The organism is Luteibacter sp. HAY1-4A (assembly GCF_056755355.1).
In genome coordinates this window covers 1-17,455 of the sequence record NZ_JBNDHZ010000061.1, presented here as the reverse complement: position 1 = coordinate 17,455, position 17,455 = coordinate 1, and the positions used below count along the sequence as shown (strand labels likewise).

General features: G+C 66.4%; 16 protein-coding genes. 8 read left to right on the top strand and 8 right to left on the bottom strand.

Translation table 11 applies throughout. From position 1 onward, the window contains the following. The first annotated feature begins 328 nt into the window (after nt 1–328). The 3 genes from apbC to ACPYOD_RS17055 all read left to right on the top strand — a co-directional run bounded on the left by apbC (nt 329) and on the right by ACPYOD_RS17055 (nt 2,729). Nucleotides 329–1,414: an iron-sulfur cluster carrier protein ApbC gene (gene apbC / locus ACPYOD_RS17065; RefSeq protein WP_481302905.1), complete on the top strand. Its 1,086-nt coding sequence runs from the start codon at nt 329–331 to the stop codon at nt 1,412–1,414. A gap of 79 nt (nt 1,415–1,493) precedes the next feature. Next, on the top strand, nt 1,494–2,060 hold the full coding sequence (gene dcd / locus ACPYOD_RS17060; protein ID WP_089973877.1) for a dCTP deaminase: 567 nt from the start codon (nt 1,494–1,496) through the stop codon (nt 2,058–2,060). A 177-nt stretch (nt 2,061–2,237) separates the two neighbouring features. After that, nucleotides 2,238–2,729 carry a hypothetical protein gene (locus ACPYOD_RS17055; RefSeq protein ID WP_481302904.1) on the top strand — a complete coding sequence of 164 codons (492 nt, stop codon included), beginning with the start codon at nt 2,238–2,240 and terminating at the stop codon, nt 2,727–2,729. A gap of 132 nt (nt 2,730–2,861) precedes the next feature. On the opposite strand, the gene ACPYOD_RS17050 is transcribed toward ACPYOD_RS17055, so the two are convergent. Further along, complete coding sequence (locus ACPYOD_RS17050) at nt 2,862–3,275, bottom strand: HIT domain-containing protein (protein WP_481302903.1); 414 nt, start codon at nt 3,273–3,275, stop codon at nt 2,862–2,864. Between the two features lies 1 nt (nt 3,276). Continuing rightward, entirely contained in the window at nt 3,277–3,957 is a 681-nt protein-coding gene (locus tag ACPYOD_RS17045) for a dienelactone hydrolase family protein (protein ID WP_481302902.1), read from the bottom strand. A gap of 137 nt (nt 3,958–4,094) precedes the next feature. On the opposite strand from ACPYOD_RS17045, the gene rimO reads away from it, so the two are divergent. Further along, on the top strand, nt 4,095–5,417 hold the full coding sequence (gene rimO, locus ACPYOD_RS17040) for a 30S ribosomal protein S12 methylthiotransferase RimO (RefSeq protein ID WP_481302901.1): 1,323 nt from the start codon (nt 4,095–4,097) through the stop codon (nt 5,415–5,417). Nucleotides 5,418–5,421: 4 nt separating this feature from the next. Then, a complete protein-coding gene (locus ACPYOD_RS17035; protein ID WP_481302900.1) occupies nt 5,422–6,213 on the top strand; it encodes a DUF3025 domain-containing protein in 792 nt (263 codons plus the stop codon). 8 nt (nt 6,214–6,221) lie between these two features. Here ACPYOD_RS17035 and ACPYOD_RS17030 read toward each other — a convergent pair whose 3' ends face one another. Further along, a complete protein-coding gene (locus ACPYOD_RS17030) occupies nt 6,222–6,857 on the bottom strand; it encodes a response regulator (RefSeq protein WP_481302899.1) in 636 nt (211 codons plus the stop codon). Between the two features lie 85 nt (nt 6,858–6,942). On the opposite strand from ACPYOD_RS17030, the gene ACPYOD_RS17025 reads away from it, so the two are divergent. After that, nucleotides 6,943–10,503, top strand: coding sequence for an ATP-binding protein (locus ACPYOD_RS17025; RefSeq protein WP_481302898.1), 3,561 nt, complete (start codon nt 6,943–6,945; stop codon nt 10,501–10,503). Here the strand turns inward: ACPYOD_RS17025 and greB are convergent. The 3 genes from greB to ACPYOD_RS17010 are packed head-to-tail and all read right to left on the bottom strand — an operon-like array spanning nt 10,494 to nt 13,749. Beyond that, on the bottom strand, nt 10,494–10,994 hold the full coding sequence (gene greB / locus ACPYOD_RS17020; RefSeq protein ID WP_481302897.1) for a transcription elongation factor GreB: 501 nt from the start codon (nt 10,992–10,994) through the stop codon (nt 10,494–10,496). The two genes, ACPYOD_RS17025 and greB, sit on opposite strands and share 10 nt — an antisense overlap. Beyond that, entirely contained in the window at nt 10,991–12,250 is a 1,260-nt protein-coding gene (locus ACPYOD_RS17015) for a DUF4013 domain-containing protein (protein ID WP_481302896.1), read from the bottom strand. Before ACPYOD_RS17015 ends, greB begins: the two co-directional genes overlap by 4 nt. A 2-nt stretch (nt 12,251–12,252) precedes the next feature. Then, complete coding sequence (locus ACPYOD_RS17010) at nt 12,253–13,749, bottom strand: helicase HerA-like domain-containing protein (protein ID WP_481302895.1); 1,497 nt, start codon at nt 13,747–13,749, stop codon at nt 12,253–12,255. Between the two features lie 140 nt (nt 13,750–13,889). Between ACPYOD_RS17010 and ACPYOD_RS17005 the strand changes: the two genes are divergently transcribed. Beyond that, nucleotides 13,890–15,416 (top strand): transglycosylase SLT domain-containing protein, encoded by a 1,527-nt coding sequence (locus ACPYOD_RS17005; RefSeq protein WP_481302894.1) that lies wholly within the window; start codon nt 13,890–13,892, stop codon nt 15,414–15,416. Between the two features lie 3 nt (nt 15,417–15,419). On the opposite strand, the gene ACPYOD_RS17000 is transcribed toward ACPYOD_RS17005, so the two are convergent. Continuing rightward, the gene (locus tag ACPYOD_RS17000) at nt 15,420–15,866 is read right to left on the bottom strand and encodes a hypothetical protein (RefSeq protein ID WP_481302893.1); all 447 of its coding nucleotides are present in this window, start codon (nt 15,864–15,866) and stop codon (nt 15,420–15,422) included. 131 nt (nt 15,867–15,997) lie between these two features. After that, nucleotides 15,998–16,855: an archaetidylserine decarboxylase gene (gene asd / locus ACPYOD_RS16995; RefSeq protein WP_481302892.1), complete on the bottom strand. Its 858-nt coding sequence runs from the start codon at nt 16,853–16,855 to the stop codon at nt 15,998–16,000. Nucleotides 16,856–17,083: 228 nt separating this feature from the next. Between asd and ACPYOD_RS16990 the strand changes: the two genes are divergently transcribed. Then, a partial coding sequence (locus ACPYOD_RS16990; RefSeq protein ID WP_481302891.1) for a hypothetical protein occupies nt 17,084–17,455 on the top strand: 372 nt, incomplete at its 3' end.

The following is a 17,455-nucleotide window of genomic DNA, read 5'->3' as shown; positions in this document are numbered from 1 at the left end:
GGCCGAGCCTGACGAGCCCCGGGGCGGCCGTCAAGCTGCAACGCGCCAGATGTGGCGACGACCTGTCGTGTTCCCCGTTGTGGGAAGCGGCCCCGGCGGCGGCGAATTTGTGGGAAACGGCCTCGGCCGCGAAGTTGTGGGAAGCGGCCTCGGCCGCGAACCGGGCGCGGCGCGGGGCCGTTCGCGCGCAAGCGCGCTTCCCACATGGGGAGCCAGCGGAGCCAGCCAGCATAGGGAGTCGGACGGTATAGGGAGCCGGTCAGCGGGTGGGGAGGGACGACACCGCAACTGGCATAATGGGCGATCTCCGAATTTCCCCACCCCCATCATGACTCAGCCCAGCGAAACCCTTGTCCGCGGCATCCTCGACCGCCTCATCGACCCGCATTCCGGGCAGGGGCTGGGTGCGTCCGTCCGTGCCGTCGGTGTAGACGGCGACCGCGTGTCCGTGGATATCCAGCTGGGCTATCCCGCCGCGGGATACGTCGAGCAGGCGGCCGCCGAGGCCAAGGCCGCCCTCGAAGCGGACCCGGCGATCGCGTCCGCGGCGGCCTCGGTCGGCTGGCGCGTCCACGCCCACAAGGTGCAGGGCCAGCTCGCCCCGTTGCCGGGCGTGAAGAACGTGGTGGCGGTGGCGTCGGGCAAGGGCGGCGTGGGCAAGTCCACGGTGTCGGTGAACCTGGCGCTCGCACTGGCCGCCGAGGGCGCGAAAGTGGGCATCCTCGACGCCGACATCTACGGCCCCAGCCAACCGCGCATGCTCGGCCTGAGCGGCAAGCCCACGTCGCCGGATGGCAAGAGCATCGTGCCCATGCGGGCGCATGGCCTGCAGGCCATGTCGATCGGGGTGCTGATCGAGGAAGACACACCCATGATCTGGCGTGGCCCGATGGTCACCCAGGCCCTGATGCAGCTGCTCACCGACACGCTCTGGGACGAGCTCGACTACCTCATCATCGACCTTCCGCCGGGCACGGGCGATATCCAGCTCACCCTGTCGCAGAAGGTTCCGGTCTCGGGCGCCGTGATCGTCACCACGCCGCAGGACATCGCACTTCTGGACGCCCGCAAGGCCCTGGGCATGTTCCGCAAGGTGGAGGTCCCTGTCCTCGGTGTCGTGGAGAACATGGCCACCCACATCTGCACGAACTGCGGACACGAGGAGCACATCTTCGGACACGGGGGCGGCGCGCGCATGGCCGCCGAAGCCGGTATCGCCTACCTCGGCGACCTGCCTCTGGACATCCGCATCCGGGAGCAGTCCGACGGGGGGAAGCCCACGGTCGCCGCCATTCCCGATTCCGACCTGGCGATGCGCTACCGGGCCATCGCCCGTGCAACGGCGGCGAGGCTTTCGCTGCAGGCGCGGAACAAGGCCATCGGCTTCCCGAAGATCGTCATCCAGAACACCTGAAGACACCTCCGAAGACGCGCCTGCTGGCGCGTTCCGCGACGTTCCTTTACCTTTCCGGCTCCAGCGAGGAGAGACAGCATTGAGCATCAAGTCCGACAAGTGGATCCGCCGCATGGCCGCGGAGCACGGCATGATCGAGCCGTTCGCCCCTGGCCAGGTGAAGGAGCGGGACGGCCACCGTCTGGTCTCGTACGGCACGTCGAGCTATGGCTACGACGTTCGCTGCGCCGATGAGTTCAAGGTGTTCACGAACATCAATTCGACGATCGTGGACCCGAAGGCGTTCGACGAGCGCAGCTTCGTCGACATCAAGTCGGATGTCTGCATCATTCCGCCGAATTCGTTCGCGCTGGCCCGCACCGTCGAGTACTTCCGCATTCCGCGCAAGGTGCTCACGATCTGCCTGGGCAAGAGCACCTACGCGCGCTGCGGCATCATCGTCAACGTGACGCCGCTCGAACCCGAGTGGGAAGGCCACGTCACCCTGGAGTTCTCGAACACCACGCCGCTGCCCGCGAAGATCTACGCCAACGAGGGCGTGGCGCAGATGCTCTTCCTCGAGTCCGACGAGGAGTGCGAGGTGTCGTACGCGGACCGCGGCGGCAAGTACCAGGGCCAGCGCGGCGTCACCCTGCCGAGCACCTGAACGGCTGTAGGAGCCGCTTCAGCGGCAAGCCCAAGGCAGCGGGCAGGCTTGCGCCGCCCGAATCGCCGCTGAAGCGGCTCCCACAAAGAGCTTTTCCTGATCCTTTGGAGTGTGTCCGGGCCGTCCCCGCGCGGTAGACTCACCTCTTCAAGGCCACACCGATCCACGGAGACACGCATGATCCGACTTCCCACCCTGATGGCCCGCGCCGCTGCGGCGATCCTCCTCGCCAGCATGCTGGTGCTCGCCGGCTGCCATCGTGGCGCGGCCAAGTCCGACCAGGTCAAGGCCGAGCAGGGGCAGTTCGACTACACCATCAAGGCGTACAAGAGCGGCCAGTTCCTCGTCGACGGCGCCGTGCTTTCCGCCGCCGATACCGGCAGCCATTTCGCCTACCTGAAGGACCAGGGCAAGCTGCCGAAGACGGTGCTGGTCCTGCCCAGCGACGATTCCAAGATCCGCGACGCCCACCTGGGCTTCCTCGCACGCATGCAGCTCGACTACGGTTTCACCGTCTACTACGACAAGAAGGGCGAACTGGTTCGCCTGAACGCCGTGGAAGAAAAGGCCCGCCAGCTCGAGGACACCCCGCACAAGGCGGCGCTGCCCGACCGCATGCAGGGCAAGGACGCGTCCAGCGGCGCCTACGATCCGCAGACGCAGCAGTAAGCCAGGCTTTACCGCGTTGCAGGGGCGAACCCTGCTCGCGACCGTCCTTCGCGAGGCGCCCAGGTACTCCCTGCGGCGCCTCGTTCGTTTCCGGGCCTGCGGTGTTTAGGTAAGAGGAGTGGTGGGACGTCGTTACAGTCCCAGGGAACGCCCGAGCACCGTCACCATCCGCTCCGCCTCGCCCTCGCGATACGGTTCCGCGGGGCCATGCCCCCATACCGGCCCCGGCCACGCCGCATCGCCCTCCACCCGCGCCACCACATGCACGTGCAGCTGGCGCACGATGTTGCCGAGGGCACCGATGTTCATCTTGTCGCATGGCGCGGCCTCCCGCAGCGCCGCGGCCGCCCTGTCGACTTCGCGCCACAGCGCCGTACGCTCGTCGTCGTCCAGGTCGGTTACTTCCACCATGCCCTCGCGTCGCGGAACGAGTACCAGCCAGGCATAACGGCGGTCCTGCATCAGCAGCACCCGACAGAGCGGCAGGTCGCCGACGGTAACGGTGTCGGCGGCGAGGCGCGTGTCCAATACGAAGGCGTCGCCCATGTCAGCCTTGCGCCGCGAGTTCTTGCGCGAAGAACGCCAGGGTCCTTTCCATCGCGAGTTTCGCGCTGGGCTCGTCGTAGCTGCCGCCGACATCGCGATTGAAACCGTGGTCGGCCGGATACACCCAGGTGTCCATCTCCGGCTTCAGTTCGCGGTGCTTCTCCACCATTTCCGGCGGAATGGAGTGGTCGCGCTCGCCGAAGTGGAAGATCACGTTGGCCTTGGCGGGCTCGGTGAGGAAGGGCACGTTACGCGAGCCGTAGTAGCTCGCGGAGGGCAGGCCGAGGCGCAAGGCCGCCAACATCGCCACGGTGCCGCCCCAGCAATAACCCACGGTGCCGACCTTGACCTTGTAGCGGTCCGCGATCAGCGCGGCGGCGATGCCGACGTCTTGCATCGGGCGCAGCAAGCCGAGTTCGGCTATGAGCTTCACGCCCTTCTGCATGCCGTCCTGGTCGTAGCCCAGTTCCACGCCTTTTTCCACGGGATCGAACAGGGCCGGCGCAATGGCGACGTAGCCTTCCTCGGCAAAGCGGTCCGCCACGCTGCGCATGTGCGCATTGACGCCGAAGATCTCCTGGATGACGACGATACCGCCCTTGGGCGTGCGCGAGGGTTCGGCGACGTAGGCGTCCATGCTTTCGTGTGGGCGGGAGGTGTCGAGGATCAGGGTGTGGCCCATGGCTGGATCTCCATCGGTGGGGGAAGGGAGCAGGCCGAGCATCTTAGCCGCAGGACTGTCGAGGGAGATTGACGGGAAACGGCATTGGGCGGGACCCGCTATAATGCGCAGTTTCCTCCCCCCGGTACCCACGGCATATGTCCCAGGCCGCCCAGACCCAGAAGATCGGTTTCGTCAGCCTCGGCTGCCCGAAGGCGCTCGTCGATTCCGAACGCATCCTCACCCAGCTGAAGGTCGAGGGGTACGAGATCGTTCCCACTTACGCCGCCGCCGACGCCGTGGTGGTGAACACCTGCGGTTTCATCGACTCCGCCGTGCAGGAATCGCTCGACGCCATCGGCGAGGCGCTGCACGAGAACGGCAAGGTCATCGTCACCGGTTGCCTCGGCAAGCGCCAGGAACTGATTCGCGAAAGCTATCCCGACGTGCTGGCCATCACGGGTCCGCAGGACTACGCGTCCGTGATGAGCGCAGTGCACCAGGCCCTGCCGCCAACGCGCAACAAGTTCATCGACCTCGTGCCGGACACCGGCGTGAAGCTCACGCCGAAGCACTATGCCTACTTGAAGATCTCGGAAGGCTGCAACCACCGTTGCAGCTTCTGCATCATTCCGTCGATGCGCGGCGACCTCGTCAGCCGTCCGGTGGACCAGGTGCTGCTGGAAGCGGAAAAGCTGGTGAAGGGCGGCGTGAAGGAACTGCTGGTCATCTCGCAGGACACCAGCGCCTATGGCGTCGATGTTCGCTACGCCGAACGCGAATGGCGCGGGAAGTCGTATCGCACGCGCATGACGGAACTCTGCGAGGGCCTGGCGGAACTGGGCGTGTGGACGCGCTTGCATTACGTCTACCCGTATCCGCACGTGGACGAAGTGATGCCGTTGATGGCGGAAGGAAGGATCCTTCCTTATCTCGACATTCCGTTCCAGCACGCCAGCCCGCGCATCCTCAAGCTGATGAAGCGGCCGGGCAACGTCGACAAGACGCTGGAGCGCATCCAGAACTGGCGCCGCCAGGTGCCGGACCTGACCATCCGCAGCACCTTCATCGTGGGCTTCCCAGGCGAGACGCATGCGGAGTTCCAGGAACTCCTCGACTTCCTGCGCGAGGCAGAACTCGACCGGGTCGGCGCGTTCGCGTATTCGCCGGTGGACGGCGCCAAGGCGAACGAGCTGCCCGGCCAGATCGACGAGGAACTGAAGGAAGACCGCCTCGAGCAGTTCATGGCGGTGCAGGCCGAGATTTCCGCCGCGAAGCTGCAGCGCAAGGTCGGCAAGACGATCAAGGTGCTGGTCGACGAGATCGACGCCGAAGGCGCATGGGGCCGCTCCAGCGCCGATGCGCCGGAAATCGACGGTGCCGTGCGCATCGACGATGGCCAGTTGCTGAAGCCGGGCCAGTTCGTCGATGTCCTGGTCGAAGAGGCCGACGCGCACGATCTCTACGGCCGCCTGGCCTGAGTCCATGCGGTACGTGGCGCCGACGCGGCAAGCGCTCGACCGGAGCGTGCTCGCGTCGCCGCCGCTGTCGGAATGGTCATCGTTCGCGCCGCTGATGCGCGACGAAACCTGGCCCACCATCGACGAACTCAACGCGCTCTGGCCCACCGGCGCGCGCCACCGGTTCGTACCCCAGGACAAGGAACTGCTGGCGGACGGCCTGCACTACGAGGAACGCATCGCGCGGCACGGCGCCATCGCGACCCGGCCCGCCAACTGGCACGACCTGTTCAACGCCTTCGTCTGGCTACGATACGGCGCGATCAAGCAGGCACTGAACGCGCGGCAGATGGCGGAGATCGCCGTCATGGGCCCGCGCGAGCGCTCGCGTCCGCAGTACGCGCTGACCCATTTCGACGAGGCCGGCCTGATCGTGACGCTCAACGATGGCGCCATGCTCGACGCATGGAACGCGCACGACTGGCATCGCCTGTTCTGGATCCACCGCGACGCGTGGCTGTGCGGGCAGGCGCGCGTGGACGTGTTCGGGCACGCGTTGCTCGAACACGCGCTCACACCCGGCAAGCTGCTCGTGGGCAAGGCGTTGGTGGTGACGGGGAGCGAGCACGCCGCCGCGCGCTGCGCCGAAGCGATCGCTTCCGGCGCGGTCCTCGTCGATCCGCTGGAGTTGCGGCCGCTACCGGTTTCCGGCGTGCCGGGATGGCACGCGGAGACGTCCAGCGAATCGTTCTACCGGCATGCGCCTTGTTTCCAGCCGTTGCGGGCCGGTCGGGTTTATCCGGCGCCGTTGGTGTAGGAGCGTTTCTACACCAGCCCGTGATCGCGCACGTAGTCGAGCAGCAGGCCGTCGTGGTGCACGCCGAGCTTGCGCATGGCGTCGCGTTTTTGCCGGCTGATGGTCTTCACCGATTTGCCTTCGCGGTCGGCGATCTGCTGCAGCGACATGCCGGCGACGAAGAGCTTGATCACTTCCGTTTCGCGTGGTGAGAGCGGGGCACCGGGCATGGCGTCGGACACTTCGTCCGTTTCGTTGAGGATCGCCAGGAGCGTTTCGCTGAGATAGGTTTCGCCGCTGGCCACCGCGCGTGCGGCTACCGGCAATTCGTCCATGGGGGCGCGTTTGTCGACGATGCCGAGCACGCCGCGATTGAGCATCGACATCAGTGCCGCGGGTCGATTGATCATGGTGAGAACCACCACTGCAACCTGCGGATATTCCTTCACGATCCTTTCGATCAGCGCGAAACCGTCGTCCTGTCGGTCGCTCGGCATGAGAAAATCCGTAATCACGACGTCACAGGCACGGTCGCCGAGCATGGACAAAAGCTCGTCCGCGGACTGTGCTTCACCCACCACGTCGATGTGCGCGGTCCTCAGCGCCAGGGCGCCTCCAACGAGAACCAGGGGGTGGTCGTCTGCCAGAATGACCTTGAGTGGCATGCCTCGTGTTCTCCTTACTGCATTGCGGTACGGCTGACTTCGGATCGATTATGCCCATGAAGGCCCCTCCAACGAACCCCGCCACGTGATCCGACGCCTGCTCCTGTTAATCATGGTCGTGCTCGCCCTCCCGGCGGCGGCGTCTCCGGACGCGCCATCGTCGCGCCAGGATGCGGACTGGCTGCGGCACCACCCGGTGCTTACCGTGGGGGCCTACCAGGAGGGCTACCCACCTTTCGAGGAGCTGCGGGACGGCGAACTGGAGGGATTGGGCCCGGACTACCTTCGCCAGATCGCCAGGGAACTGGGGGTCACACTGCAGACGCGAACCTTCCCCACCTGGCCGGAATTGCTCAATGCCCTGGCGCGGGGCGACATCGACGTGGCCACGTCGGTCACCCCGGTGGAGAAAGGCATGCCGGGCATCCGCATCGGCGCCACCTATTTCGAATCGCTTCCCGCACTGGTCGAGCGGGTCGACGCACCCCTGGTGCATCGTCCGGGCGACCTGCGTGGCAAACGGCTCGCCGTGCACACCGGGTATTTCGACCTGGCGGCGCTGCGCCGCGAACTTCCCGACACCACCCTCGTGGAAACGCGGTCCACGGCCGAAGCCCTGGCGCTCGTTCGCTCCGGCGAGGTGACGGCCTATCTCGACAATCCTTATTCCGCTCGCGAATTCGTTTCCCGCCTGGGGCTCGAGTCGCAGCTTCGCGTAGGCGCGCCGCTGGCGCTGCCGATCAGCGCGCTCGCGTTCGCGGTGCCGGCCGAGCGTGCGCCGCTGGGCCGCGCCATCGACGAAGCGTTGGCCGAACTCACGGCCGCGGACCATGGAAGGCTGCGTGCGCGTTGGGTCGGCCGGGACATCGCGCCCCGTCCACAACAGGCCGGCATTCCGCTCAGCGAAAAGGAAAAGGCATGGTTGAAGGCCTTGCCGGCGCTTCGCCTGGGTGTGGACCCGAGCTATGCACCCTTCAGCCTCCTGTCCGGAAGGGGCGAGGCGGAAGGCCTGGCGCTCGACTACGTGCGCGAGGTGGCCGCCGAACTGGGCATTCGCCTCACCCAGGTCCCGAGTGACAACTGGGCCGATACCGTGCAGAAGGTGCGGCAGGGGGACGTCGACCTCGTAGCGGCGATCAACCCGCAAAGCGCCACGTTTCCGCACCTCGAACCCAGCGTGCCGTACCTCGACTTCCCCATCATGATCGTCACCCGAGAGGGCTCGCCGACGATCGCCGGGGCCGACGACCTCGCGGGAAAACGCGTGCTGGGCAACGTCACCCGCGAACCCGTTCGCCGGCTGCTCGCGCGCATTCCCAATGTGCAGGCGATGCCGGTCGACACGGAACGCGAAGGTATGCGCCGACTCGCGGCAGGCGAGGGCGATGCGTTCGTCGGCAACCTGGCATCCGTCGACTATCACATTCGCGACGCTTTCCTCGGGCAGTTGAAGGTTGCCGCGCCGACCGGCGACAGCGAGGCCATCGCGATCGGCGTCAGCCGCGATCTCGCGCCGCTTCTTCCGCTGGTCAACCGCGCGCTCGTGAACCTGCCCGTGCATAGGCAGCAGGAGCTCCGGAACACGTGGTTCGCCGCGCACTACGTCGTCGGCCCCACGTGGCACGAGATCGCAAGCCGCATCCTGCCGTTCGTCGCGGTCCTGCTGGTGTCGCTCGTGGCGATCAGCTATGCGTATCTCAACCTGCGCAGGGAAACCCGCCGGCGCGAGCGCACGGAGCGCCGCCTCGCCGAAGTGACGGCGCACGTGCCGGCGGTGGTGTACGAGGCCGTGCGCGGCACGGACGGCACCTATGCCATGACGTATGTCGGCGGCGATCCGCAGAGCATCCTCGGCATGGAACCCGCGGAACTGCTTGCCGGGGAGGCGACCATGCTCGCTCCCATTCCCGACGAAGACCGCGAGAAGCTGCGTGCGGCCTTCGAGCGTTCGGCACGCGAACTCCAGCCGTTGCACGTCACCGTGCGCGCGCAGGTCGGCGGGCGCGTGCGTTACCTGAGTTCCGATGCCGTACCCCTGGCGGCAGCCGACGGTACCGTGCGCTGGAATGGCTACTGGGTAGACGTGACCGCGCAGGAACTAGCATCGCGGGGCCTGGCGCGTGCGCGCGACGAAGCGGAAGCGGCCACCCGTGCCAAGAGCGACTTCCTCGCCACCATCAGCCACGAAATCCGCACGCCCATGAACGGCGTGATCGGTCTGCTCGACGTGCTGGAACGGACGCGACTCGATGCGTCGCAGCGGAGCATGGTGTCCACCATCGAGCATTCCGCCGAAGCGCTGCTGCACATCCTCGACGACGTGCTCGACTTCTCCAAGATCGAGGCCGGGCACCTCGACCTCGATCCGAGGCCGGCGGACGTGCGCGCGATCGTCGAGGGTGCCATCGCTATCCTCGCGGCACCGGCAGAGGCCAAGGGACTGCTGCTGCGCTCCACGATCGACGACGCGCTGGCGCCCTACCTCATGGTGGACGACGGCCGGCTACGTCAGGTCCTCCTGAACCTGCTCGGCAACGCCATCAAGTTCACCGAGCGCGGCGAAGTACGCGTGGAGGTACGCGCGGACGGGCGGCAAGGTGCGCGACAGGGCTTGCGCATCGTCGTGACAGACACCGGCATCGGTATCCACGCGGCAAAACTGCGGCATGTCTTCGCACCCTTCAGCCAGGCCGATTCGTCCACCAATCGACGTTTCGGCGGCACCGGGCTGGGGCTGAGCATTTCGCGCCGGTTGATCGAACGCATGGGTGGACACATCGCCATCGAGAGCGAACCCGGGCGCGGTACGACGGTGACCGTCACCCTGGAATTGCCCGTGGCCAAGGCGCCCGTTGCGCCCGCGGAAGTACCCGTCGACGCCCCGCCCGCGCTGCCGCCCGAACGACGCGAAGCGCGCATCCTCCTGGCTGAAGACCATCCCGTGAATCAGGAACTGGTGCGCGTGCAGCTCGCCATGCGGGGCCATGCCTGCGACGTGGTGGAAGATGGTGTCGCGGCGTTGGCCGCACTGGAGGTTGCACCCTACGACTTGCTGTTGGTCGATTGCCACATGCCGCGGATGGACGGCTACGAACTGGCGCGGGAGGTCCGTCGCCGCGAGGAAGGTTCCGGGCGACACCTGCCCATCGTCGCGATGACGGCGGACGCACGCTCCGACCAACGCGAGCGTTGTCTTGCCGCGGGCATGGACGACCTGTTGCGCAAGCCCATCAGGCTCGATGCATTCCACACGGCTGTCGAGCGGTGGCTCGCTCCCGCCAGCAACGGAGAGCCCGAACTCGACATGGCGCGCATGCGCGGCATCTTCGGTACCGACGACAAGGTCGCCACGGTGCTGCGCGCCGGTGTCGCCACCACCCGCGACGCACTGCGCCGATTGCCCGCTTTGCTGGAGCGCGGCGACGCGGACGAAGTCGCCGGGTGGATCCACCACGTGTTAGGCGGCGTGAACGTCTTCGGTACGTTCGCGGTAGGCGAGCGGGGAGAGCGGATGGAGCTTGCCTTGCGCGAAGGCGGCAAGGTCGACCCCGTCGCTCTCGACGCGTTCGCCGCCGACGTTGCGCGCTTCGCCGATGGATTGGAGCGGCACGCCGCGACGATGTCGGTGGACAGCGCTCAGTCGTAGGCGACCGAGAGCACGGCGAAACGCGTACGGCCACCGGGCAGCTCGGCGTCGAACTCGTCGTCGACGCGCTTCTTCAGCACCGCGCGCGCCAGTGGGGAATCCACGCTGATCCAACCCTTGCGCGCGTCCGTCTCGTCGGGCCCTACGATGCGGTATCGCACCGTTTCTCCCGTCTCCACGTTTTCCAGTTCCATCGTGGCGCCGAAGAACACCGCGTCGCGCTGCGTGGGCGGGGCCTCCACCACCTTGAGCACCGGTATGCGCTTGCTCAGGTAACGGGCGCGCCTGTCGATCTCACCGAGCTGCTTCTTGCGATAGGTATATTCCGCATTTTCCGAGCGGTCGCCTTCGGCCGCCGCCGCGGCAAGCGCCTTCACCACTTCCGGCCGCACGGTGTGCCACAGGTGGTCGAGTTCGGCTTTCAGTCGTTCGAAGCCTTCCCGTGTGATGATCGCCGTGGACGAGGGTGAGGGTGGACGCCAACGGCTCATGACCGGGCCTTTTGCGTCGCGGCGAGCGATGCCAGCAAGGCCTTGATGTCGGCCGCCAGCGGGTGCTCCGCATAGTTGGCTAGCAGCCGGCGCCCCAATGCCGCCGCTTCCGCCACCTGGCCCAGTCGCTCGTGCATGCGCAGGGCGAGCAGCCCATAGTGCGGAGCGCCCATGTCCGCGGGCCACGTGCGCAGGTAGCCGAGGCCGAGATGCAGGGCGAGCCTAGTCATGCCGCCATGCGCCGCCGTGTCGGCAAGCGGGCCGCACGTAACGGTATCGTCGGGAAGGAACGACGGATCCACGCCGAGGCAGTCCTGGACCACGCCCAGTGCACGCCGCGGTTCCCCGCCTGCCACGAGGGCGGCGATCCATATCTGCCCGTGCACGAGCAACTCGGGAAGGCGGCCCTGTGCGCGCAACAGCTCGCGGTAGCGAGTGTGCAGCGGCGCGGGCGCAAGGCCTTCGCGCAGGCGCTCGGTGAGGATATCCGTGGCGGCAGGTACATCGTCCCGCGCAATCAGGTCGACGTGCGCAAGCAGCGCCATGTCGTCATCGGGCTCGGTGGCTTCGACGAGGGCCAGCGACTCCGGCTGATAGCCCAGTGCCTCGTGCCGGTGATGGATGAGCGCACCCATGAGATGAAAGTTGTACACGGTGAGGTAGTTCGCGACGAGGTAGTAACCGATCGTGCCGAAAAACGTGGGGCCGTGGTCCTTCATCGCATATTGCGCGGCCGCCTGCAGCAGGCTGGTGGCGAGCACGATGCCGAACAGCATGAGGTACGCACTGCCGAAGCGTCCGATAGCCGCCACCCACGTTGCGGGGTTCAATGCCGCGCCCACGCCGTCGAAGGTCAGCGACATCGTGATGACGGGCAGCACGAAGGCGAACACGAGCGACACCAGCAATCCCGGTACGCCAAGGAAGAGCGGCGCAAGCACGCCGATGGCGCTGCCGGTGAGCTGGATCAGGATGAGGGCGACGCTCGTCTTGTCCTCGGTGTTGATGGCTATCTCGGGCGGATCGGCGTAGCCGTCGGCGGTTCGCCGCAGGCACTCGAAGGCGTACGTGTAGATGGCTATCCATCCGAGCACGAGCACGAGCAGGCGGAATCCCGTGATGGGAAGGAAGGTGAGCGATTCGAACAGCGTGACCGCGCCGATCGTCATCGGGGCGGCACCCCGCATGGGGTAGCGCCACCCGGTGCGTGCGCGCTCGGCGAAGGGCGTGGCCGCGTCGGCCAGCTCGTGACGCATGCTCAGCGCCGTCCGCCGAAGATGCTGCCGAGGATGCCGCGCACGATCTGCTGTCCGGCGCGCGAGCCGGCGGTACGCACCATCGACTTCGCCATGGTCTCGATCATGCCCTGGCGGCGCTTCGTGCCGAACACCGCATCGCGAACCGTGTCGCCCCAGCCCGAACCGCCATCGTCCGCTTCCCGCGTCTTCACCGGCGGCGCGTCGGCGGCGTTCTTCTCGCTGGCGCGAACAGCCAGCCGCTCCTCCGCGGATTCGCGGTTCACCGCCGTGTCGTACTTACCGCCCACCGGCGAGCGGGAGCGCACCGCCGCCCGTTCTTCCGGGGTGATGGCGCCGATCCGGCATTCGGGCGTGGAAACCAGCACTTTTTGCACGGGAGAGGGCACGCCGCCGTCGCCGAGCGTGGATGCCAGTGCTTCGCCCGTGCCGAGTGTGCCGATCGTCTCCACCACGTCGAGCTTCGGATTGCGCGCGAAGGTTTCCGCGGCCGCTTTCACGGCTTTCTGGTCGCGCGGCGTGAAGGCGCGCAGCGCGTGCTGCACGCGGTTGCCGAGCTGGCCGAGGATCTCGCCGGGCACGTCGTCCGGATTCTGCGAACAGAAATACACGCCCACGCCCTTGGAGCGGATGAGGCGAACCACCTGTTCCACGCGCTGGCGCAGCGCAGGCGGCGCGTCGTCGAACACCAGGTGCGCCTCGTCGAAGAAGAACACCAGCTTCGGCTGGTCCAGGTCGCCCACTTCCGGCAACTGCTCGAACAGTTCCGACAACAGCCAGAGAAGGAACGTGGAATAGAGCCGTGGCTTCAGGATCAGCGTGTCGGCGGCGAGCACGCTGATGACGCCGCGCCCGCTCATGTCCTGGCGCATCAGGTCGGCGAGTTCGAGCGCCGGCTCGCCGAAGAACGCGTCCGCGCCGTCCTGTTCCAGCTTGAGCAGCGCGCGCTGGATGGCGGCCACGCTCTGCGCGCTTATCAGGCCATAGCGTGCCGAGATGTCCTTCGCGTGTTCGGCGGCGAAGCCGAGCATCGCCCGGAGGTCGGCCAGGTCCAGCAGGAGCAGTCCTTCGTCGTCGGCAACGCGGAACACCACTTCCATCACGCCTTCCTGCGTGTCGTTGAGCTCCAGGATGCGGGAGAGCAGGGTGGGCCCCATTTCCGACACCGTGGCGCGGACCGGGTGCCCGGACTTGCCGTAGATGTCCCAGAACACGACGGGATTGGCCTGTGGCTTCCAGTCGGCGAGGCCAAGCTTCTGCAAGCGCGCCGCCAGCTTTTCCGACGGCGCCCCGGCGGCTTGCGCCAATCCGGCAAGGTCACCCTTGGCGTCGGCCAGGAAGCAGGGCACGCCCATGCGTGAGAAGCCCTCCGCCAGGAGCATCAGGCTCACCGATTTGCCGGTGCCGGTGGCCCCCGCGATCATGCCGTGGCGGTTGCCGTAACGGGCGTCGAGGGAAACCGTGGCCTCGTCGCCTCGGCCGATCAGGATGGTCGTCATGGTTTCTTCATTCCTTAAGCTTGGCCTGAGCAAGTTTACGCAACGGCACGCCGCTACGGCGGTTTTTCGGGCGATGGTGCTTGAGTCCTGTCTCCACGGGGGGTAACGTTGCCGGCAATGTCTTACCCCCGAGTCCGTGCATGCCCGTCCGTATCCCGCGACCCTTCCTGATCCTGCCGCTCGCGATCCTTGCCGGCTGCGCATCGAGTGGCGCCCCCCGTCCGTCCGGCAAGGCCACGCCCGAGGTCAATGCCTTGTACGACCGGATGAACCAGGCGAGCAAGGGGTACGAGGCGTCGATCGACCAGGCGCGCCGCGGCGATACACCCGAAGCCGCCCGCACGCGCAAGCAGTCGCTCGACCAGCTGAAGGACGCCTCGGCTCGCTGCGCGCTCACGCCGGGTTGCGACCAGCAGCGTTTTGCCGCCGTGTTCGACCGGCTGCTGCGGCTCAAGGACGGCAGCTTCATCGAAGGCGAGGACGCCGACGATACCGAGCAGGAAGCCGAAGTGGGTGTCCAGCCGGGCGACGCCTCGGGGTCGATCGTCGTCGGGGCGCTGCCGCAGGCCCAGCGCAGCGTCACGATGCTCAAGGGCCAGCAGTTCTCCGACCTTATGGTGATGAACGGTCCGGTGAAGGCGGCGCTGGAAATGTGGCTGACCCAGCTGCGCCCGAACCTGATGGACGCGTATGTGAATTACCAGATGCTCCGCTACAAGATGTGGCCGGCGTACAAGAAGGCCGACCTGCCGGAAGCCCTGCTGTTCGGCATCATGGCCAAGGAGTCCGGCGGCAAGGTGCACGCTGTGTCCCGCTCGGGAGCATCGGGGCCGCTGCAGTTCATGTATGCCACGGGGTTGCGCTTCGGACTTTCGAGCAGCGACGGCTTCGACCAGCGCTTCGACCCCACCATGGCCGCGCAGGCCAACGCCGAATACATCGACGAACAGTTGGGCGTCTTCAACAACAACCTCGAACTCACACTCGCCGCCTACAACGCCGGCGAAGGGCGCATGCGCCGCCTCGCCGCGGCGAACCCCGGTGCCGGCTTCTACGATCCGCAGATCTACGGGCAGATGTCGGCCGAGACGCGCGATTACGTACCGATGGTGCTGGCTGCCGCCTGGCTGTTCCTGCATCCTGACAGTTACCACCTCAACTGGCCGAAGATCGACGGCGAGCCGGGACAGATCGTGTTGAAGCGCCCCGCGTCGCTCGCCGAACTCACCGTCTGCCTCGGCTCGGCGCAGGGCATGTCCGAAGGCTGGTTCCGCACGCTGCGTAACCTCAATCCGCGCCTGGACCCGCAAGTGAGCCAACCCGTGGGGGCACGGCTCGACGTGCCCAAGCAGCTGGAAAAGGCCTACGCCACCAGCTGCACCGATGGCCCGTGGCCCATCCTCGCCAGCGACCTGCACAACGCGGTGAAGATCGTGGCCCCGCCGCCTCCGGCTGCCACGTCGGCTGCCCTGGCCAACGGCCCGTCGCCATCCGCCACGAAGCCCTCCGGTTCGTCGAAGTCCTACACTGTGCGTCGTGGCGACACGCTCGTCAGTATCGCGCGCAGGAACAGCTGCGCGGACGTCGAGGACATCGCGCGTCTGAACGGGCTGAAGGGGCACCAGCTGAAAGTGGGGCAGGCGATCCGCGTGCCCGTGTGCCGCTGAGGTTTACGCCACCGCGTGCGGCTCGTTCATCCAGCTCGCGGTGGAGTCACGTCGTTCCGACGCGGACAGCTCCTTGATCTGACGCATCAGGCGAAGGATCTGCCGGTGCAGGTCTTCCATCGCGGGACGGCGCGAGTCGAGCGTCTCGTGGTACACGGAGGCGATCCACAAGGCTACGCCACGCGTGGCGATCAAGGGATTCTCCGAGCGCGCCTTGCCTAGTCCGATGTCGGGACCATGACCATAGGTGCTGTAGCGCTCTTCGGGCGGCGTGCCGTACAAGTGGGGGAAATCGCAGGCCGCGGCTTGCTCCATCTCGCGTCTTACCAATTGCTGCAGGTCGGCATGCGCACGCACCGGAAGGGCGAGCACGACACGTTCGATATCGGCGAGCTGCCGGCGTAGACGAATTTCGCGATTGACAGCGATGAGATGAGTGACCAGACGCATGGACGACTTCCCCTAGTACGGATGCTTCTTGCGGCCCCGTGCCCATCCCCCGATGGAGGCAGCGGTCCGGGGAGAATACCCCGCCGATGCGTCAAATGTAAGACGTTTTCGTCACATAGTGACGCGCTTCGTCACGCGTTGGCGGCGGTGCCGCCCGCCCAGCGCCCAAGCCGCTGGCCGACGATAACCTGTTGTTGCGGCAGCAGATCGTCCAGCACATAGCCCTCGGGCAGCAGCAGGATGACGGTCGAACCCATGTTGAAGCGGGCCATCTCGGCGAAGCGTTCCAGCTTCACATGCCGGTCGCGGCAATCGTGACGGCGGATTTCCGAGGCGTAGGGCGGAATGGCCAGGCCATCCCAGACGGTGGCGACGCTGGAAACGAGGATCGCCCCGACCATCACCGACACGAACGGGCCATGCTCGCCCTGGAAATGGCAGACCAGCCGCTCGTTCCGGGCGAATACGCGGGGGATCGCCTCCACCGCGAACGGCGCCACGCTGAAGATGCGACCGGGCACGTGGGTGGTACCCGTGAGTTCGCCTTCCAGCGGCATGTGCACCCGGTGGTAGTCCCGGGGCGAGAGGTAGATCGTGACGAAGCTGCCGTTCCGGAACGGCGCGGCGGCGGCTTCGTCGCCGAGCAGTTCGGCCGCCGTGTATTCCTGGCCCTTGGCCTGGAAGATGCGGCCATCACGAATGCGCCCGGACTGGCTGATACGGCCGTCGGCGGGCGACACGATGGCGGCCGGGTCGGGGTCCGCCTGGCGCGCGTCCGCCTTCAGCTTCCGGGTGAAGAACGCATTGAAGTGCTGGTACGCGAACGGGTCGGGCTGCGCCGCCTGGCTCATGTCCACGTCGTAGCGCTTCACGATCTCCCTGATGAGGAAGTTCTTCCAGGGCGCCCACTCCCAGCGGGTCGCCCAGTAGACGATGCGTGAGAGGAACCGGTGCGGGAGGATGTACTGCAGCAGGACGTTGGGCTTCATGCGCGGGAGTATAGGGGAGCAGGTGCGATCCAGCAGCAGGCCTTGCCACCATAAGTCCTTTGCCAGCCTCCAGCGGGGCATCGTCACGGAAGAAGCGATTCCCAGTGGCTCACCGATTGGACGACCAAATAGCCAGAAATGCGTCGAGAAATACCCTTCCCATGGGCTTCTTATCGGGATATTACGAAAGCGTGTGCGATGCGATGTCGCACGAACTGGAGTTATGTCATGAAAAGGATTTTCATCCGGCCACTCGCGTTATTCGGCTACGTCTTCCTCCTTCTCGCGTGCGGCCTGCGGCCGACTGAACTACCACCTGCTGCCAGCAGAACCGTTCAGGCATTGCCTGCACGGCAAGACAGGGGCCAGACGCTGGAGTTGGTGGGAGACCGGGCGGTAGCGGATCTCCGCAACTGGTACAGCGATACGCGCACCAACTGCGGAAGTGAGAGCCAGCCAGCCTTTTTGTGTACGGGCGTGATGCTTCGCGCTACCGAAAACAACCAGGCATTCCTTCCGTGGAACCCCAACCCGTCGTCGACGGGCGTGTCATTTTCCTGGCTGCGTTCCGATGCCACTTTTGCGGGTACGGTCTTCAAC

Coding starts and splice junctions, on each gene's coding strand:
- ACPYOD_RS17000 (WP_481302893.1), bottom strand. CDS start 15,866: ATGCGTCTGGTCACTCATCTCATCGCTGTCAATCGCGAAATTCGTCTA.
- ACPYOD_RS17015 (WP_481302896.1), bottom strand. CDS start 12,250: ATGCGTCACGAGCTGGCCGACGCGGCCACGCCCTTCGCCGAGCGCGCA.
- ACPYOD_RS17035 (WP_481302900.1), top strand. CDS start 5,422: ATGCGGTACGTGGCGCCGACGCGGCAAGCGCTCGACCGGAGCGTGCTC.
- ACPYOD_RS17030 (WP_481302899.1), bottom strand. CDS start 6,857: ATGCCACTCAAGGTCATTCTGGCAGACGACCACCCCCTGGTTCTCGTT.
- ACPYOD_RS17010 (WP_481302895.1), bottom strand. CDS start 13,749: ATGACGACCATCCTGATCGGCCGAGGCGACGAGGCCACGGTTTCCCTC.
- ACPYOD_RS17045 (WP_481302902.1), bottom strand. CDS start 3,957: ATGGGCCACACCCTGATCCTCGACACCTCCCGCCCACACGAAAGCATG.
- rimO (WP_481302901.1), top strand. CDS start 4,095: ATGTCCCAGGCCGCCCAGACCCAGAAGATCGGTTTCGTCAGCCTCGGC.
- asd (WP_481302892.1), bottom strand. CDS start 16,855: ATGAAGCCCAACGTCCTGCTGCAGTACATCCTCCCGCACCGGTTCCTC.
- greB (WP_481302897.1), bottom strand. CDS start 10,994: ATGAGCCGTTGGCGTCCACCCTCACCCTCGTCCACGGCGATCATCACA.
- ACPYOD_RS17055 (WP_481302904.1), top strand. CDS start 2,238: ATGATCCGACTTCCCACCCTGATGGCCCGCGCCGCTGCGGCGATCCTC.
- apbC (WP_481302905.1), top strand. CDS start 329: ATGACTCAGCCCAGCGAAACCCTTGTCCGCGGCATCCTCGACCGCCTC.
- ACPYOD_RS17050 (WP_481302903.1), bottom strand. CDS start 3,275: ATGGGCGACGCCTTCGTATTGGACACGCGCCTCGCCGCCGACACCGTT.
- ACPYOD_RS17005 (WP_481302894.1), top strand. CDS start 13,890: ATGCCCGTCCGTATCCCGCGACCCTTCCTGATCCTGCCGCTCGCGATC.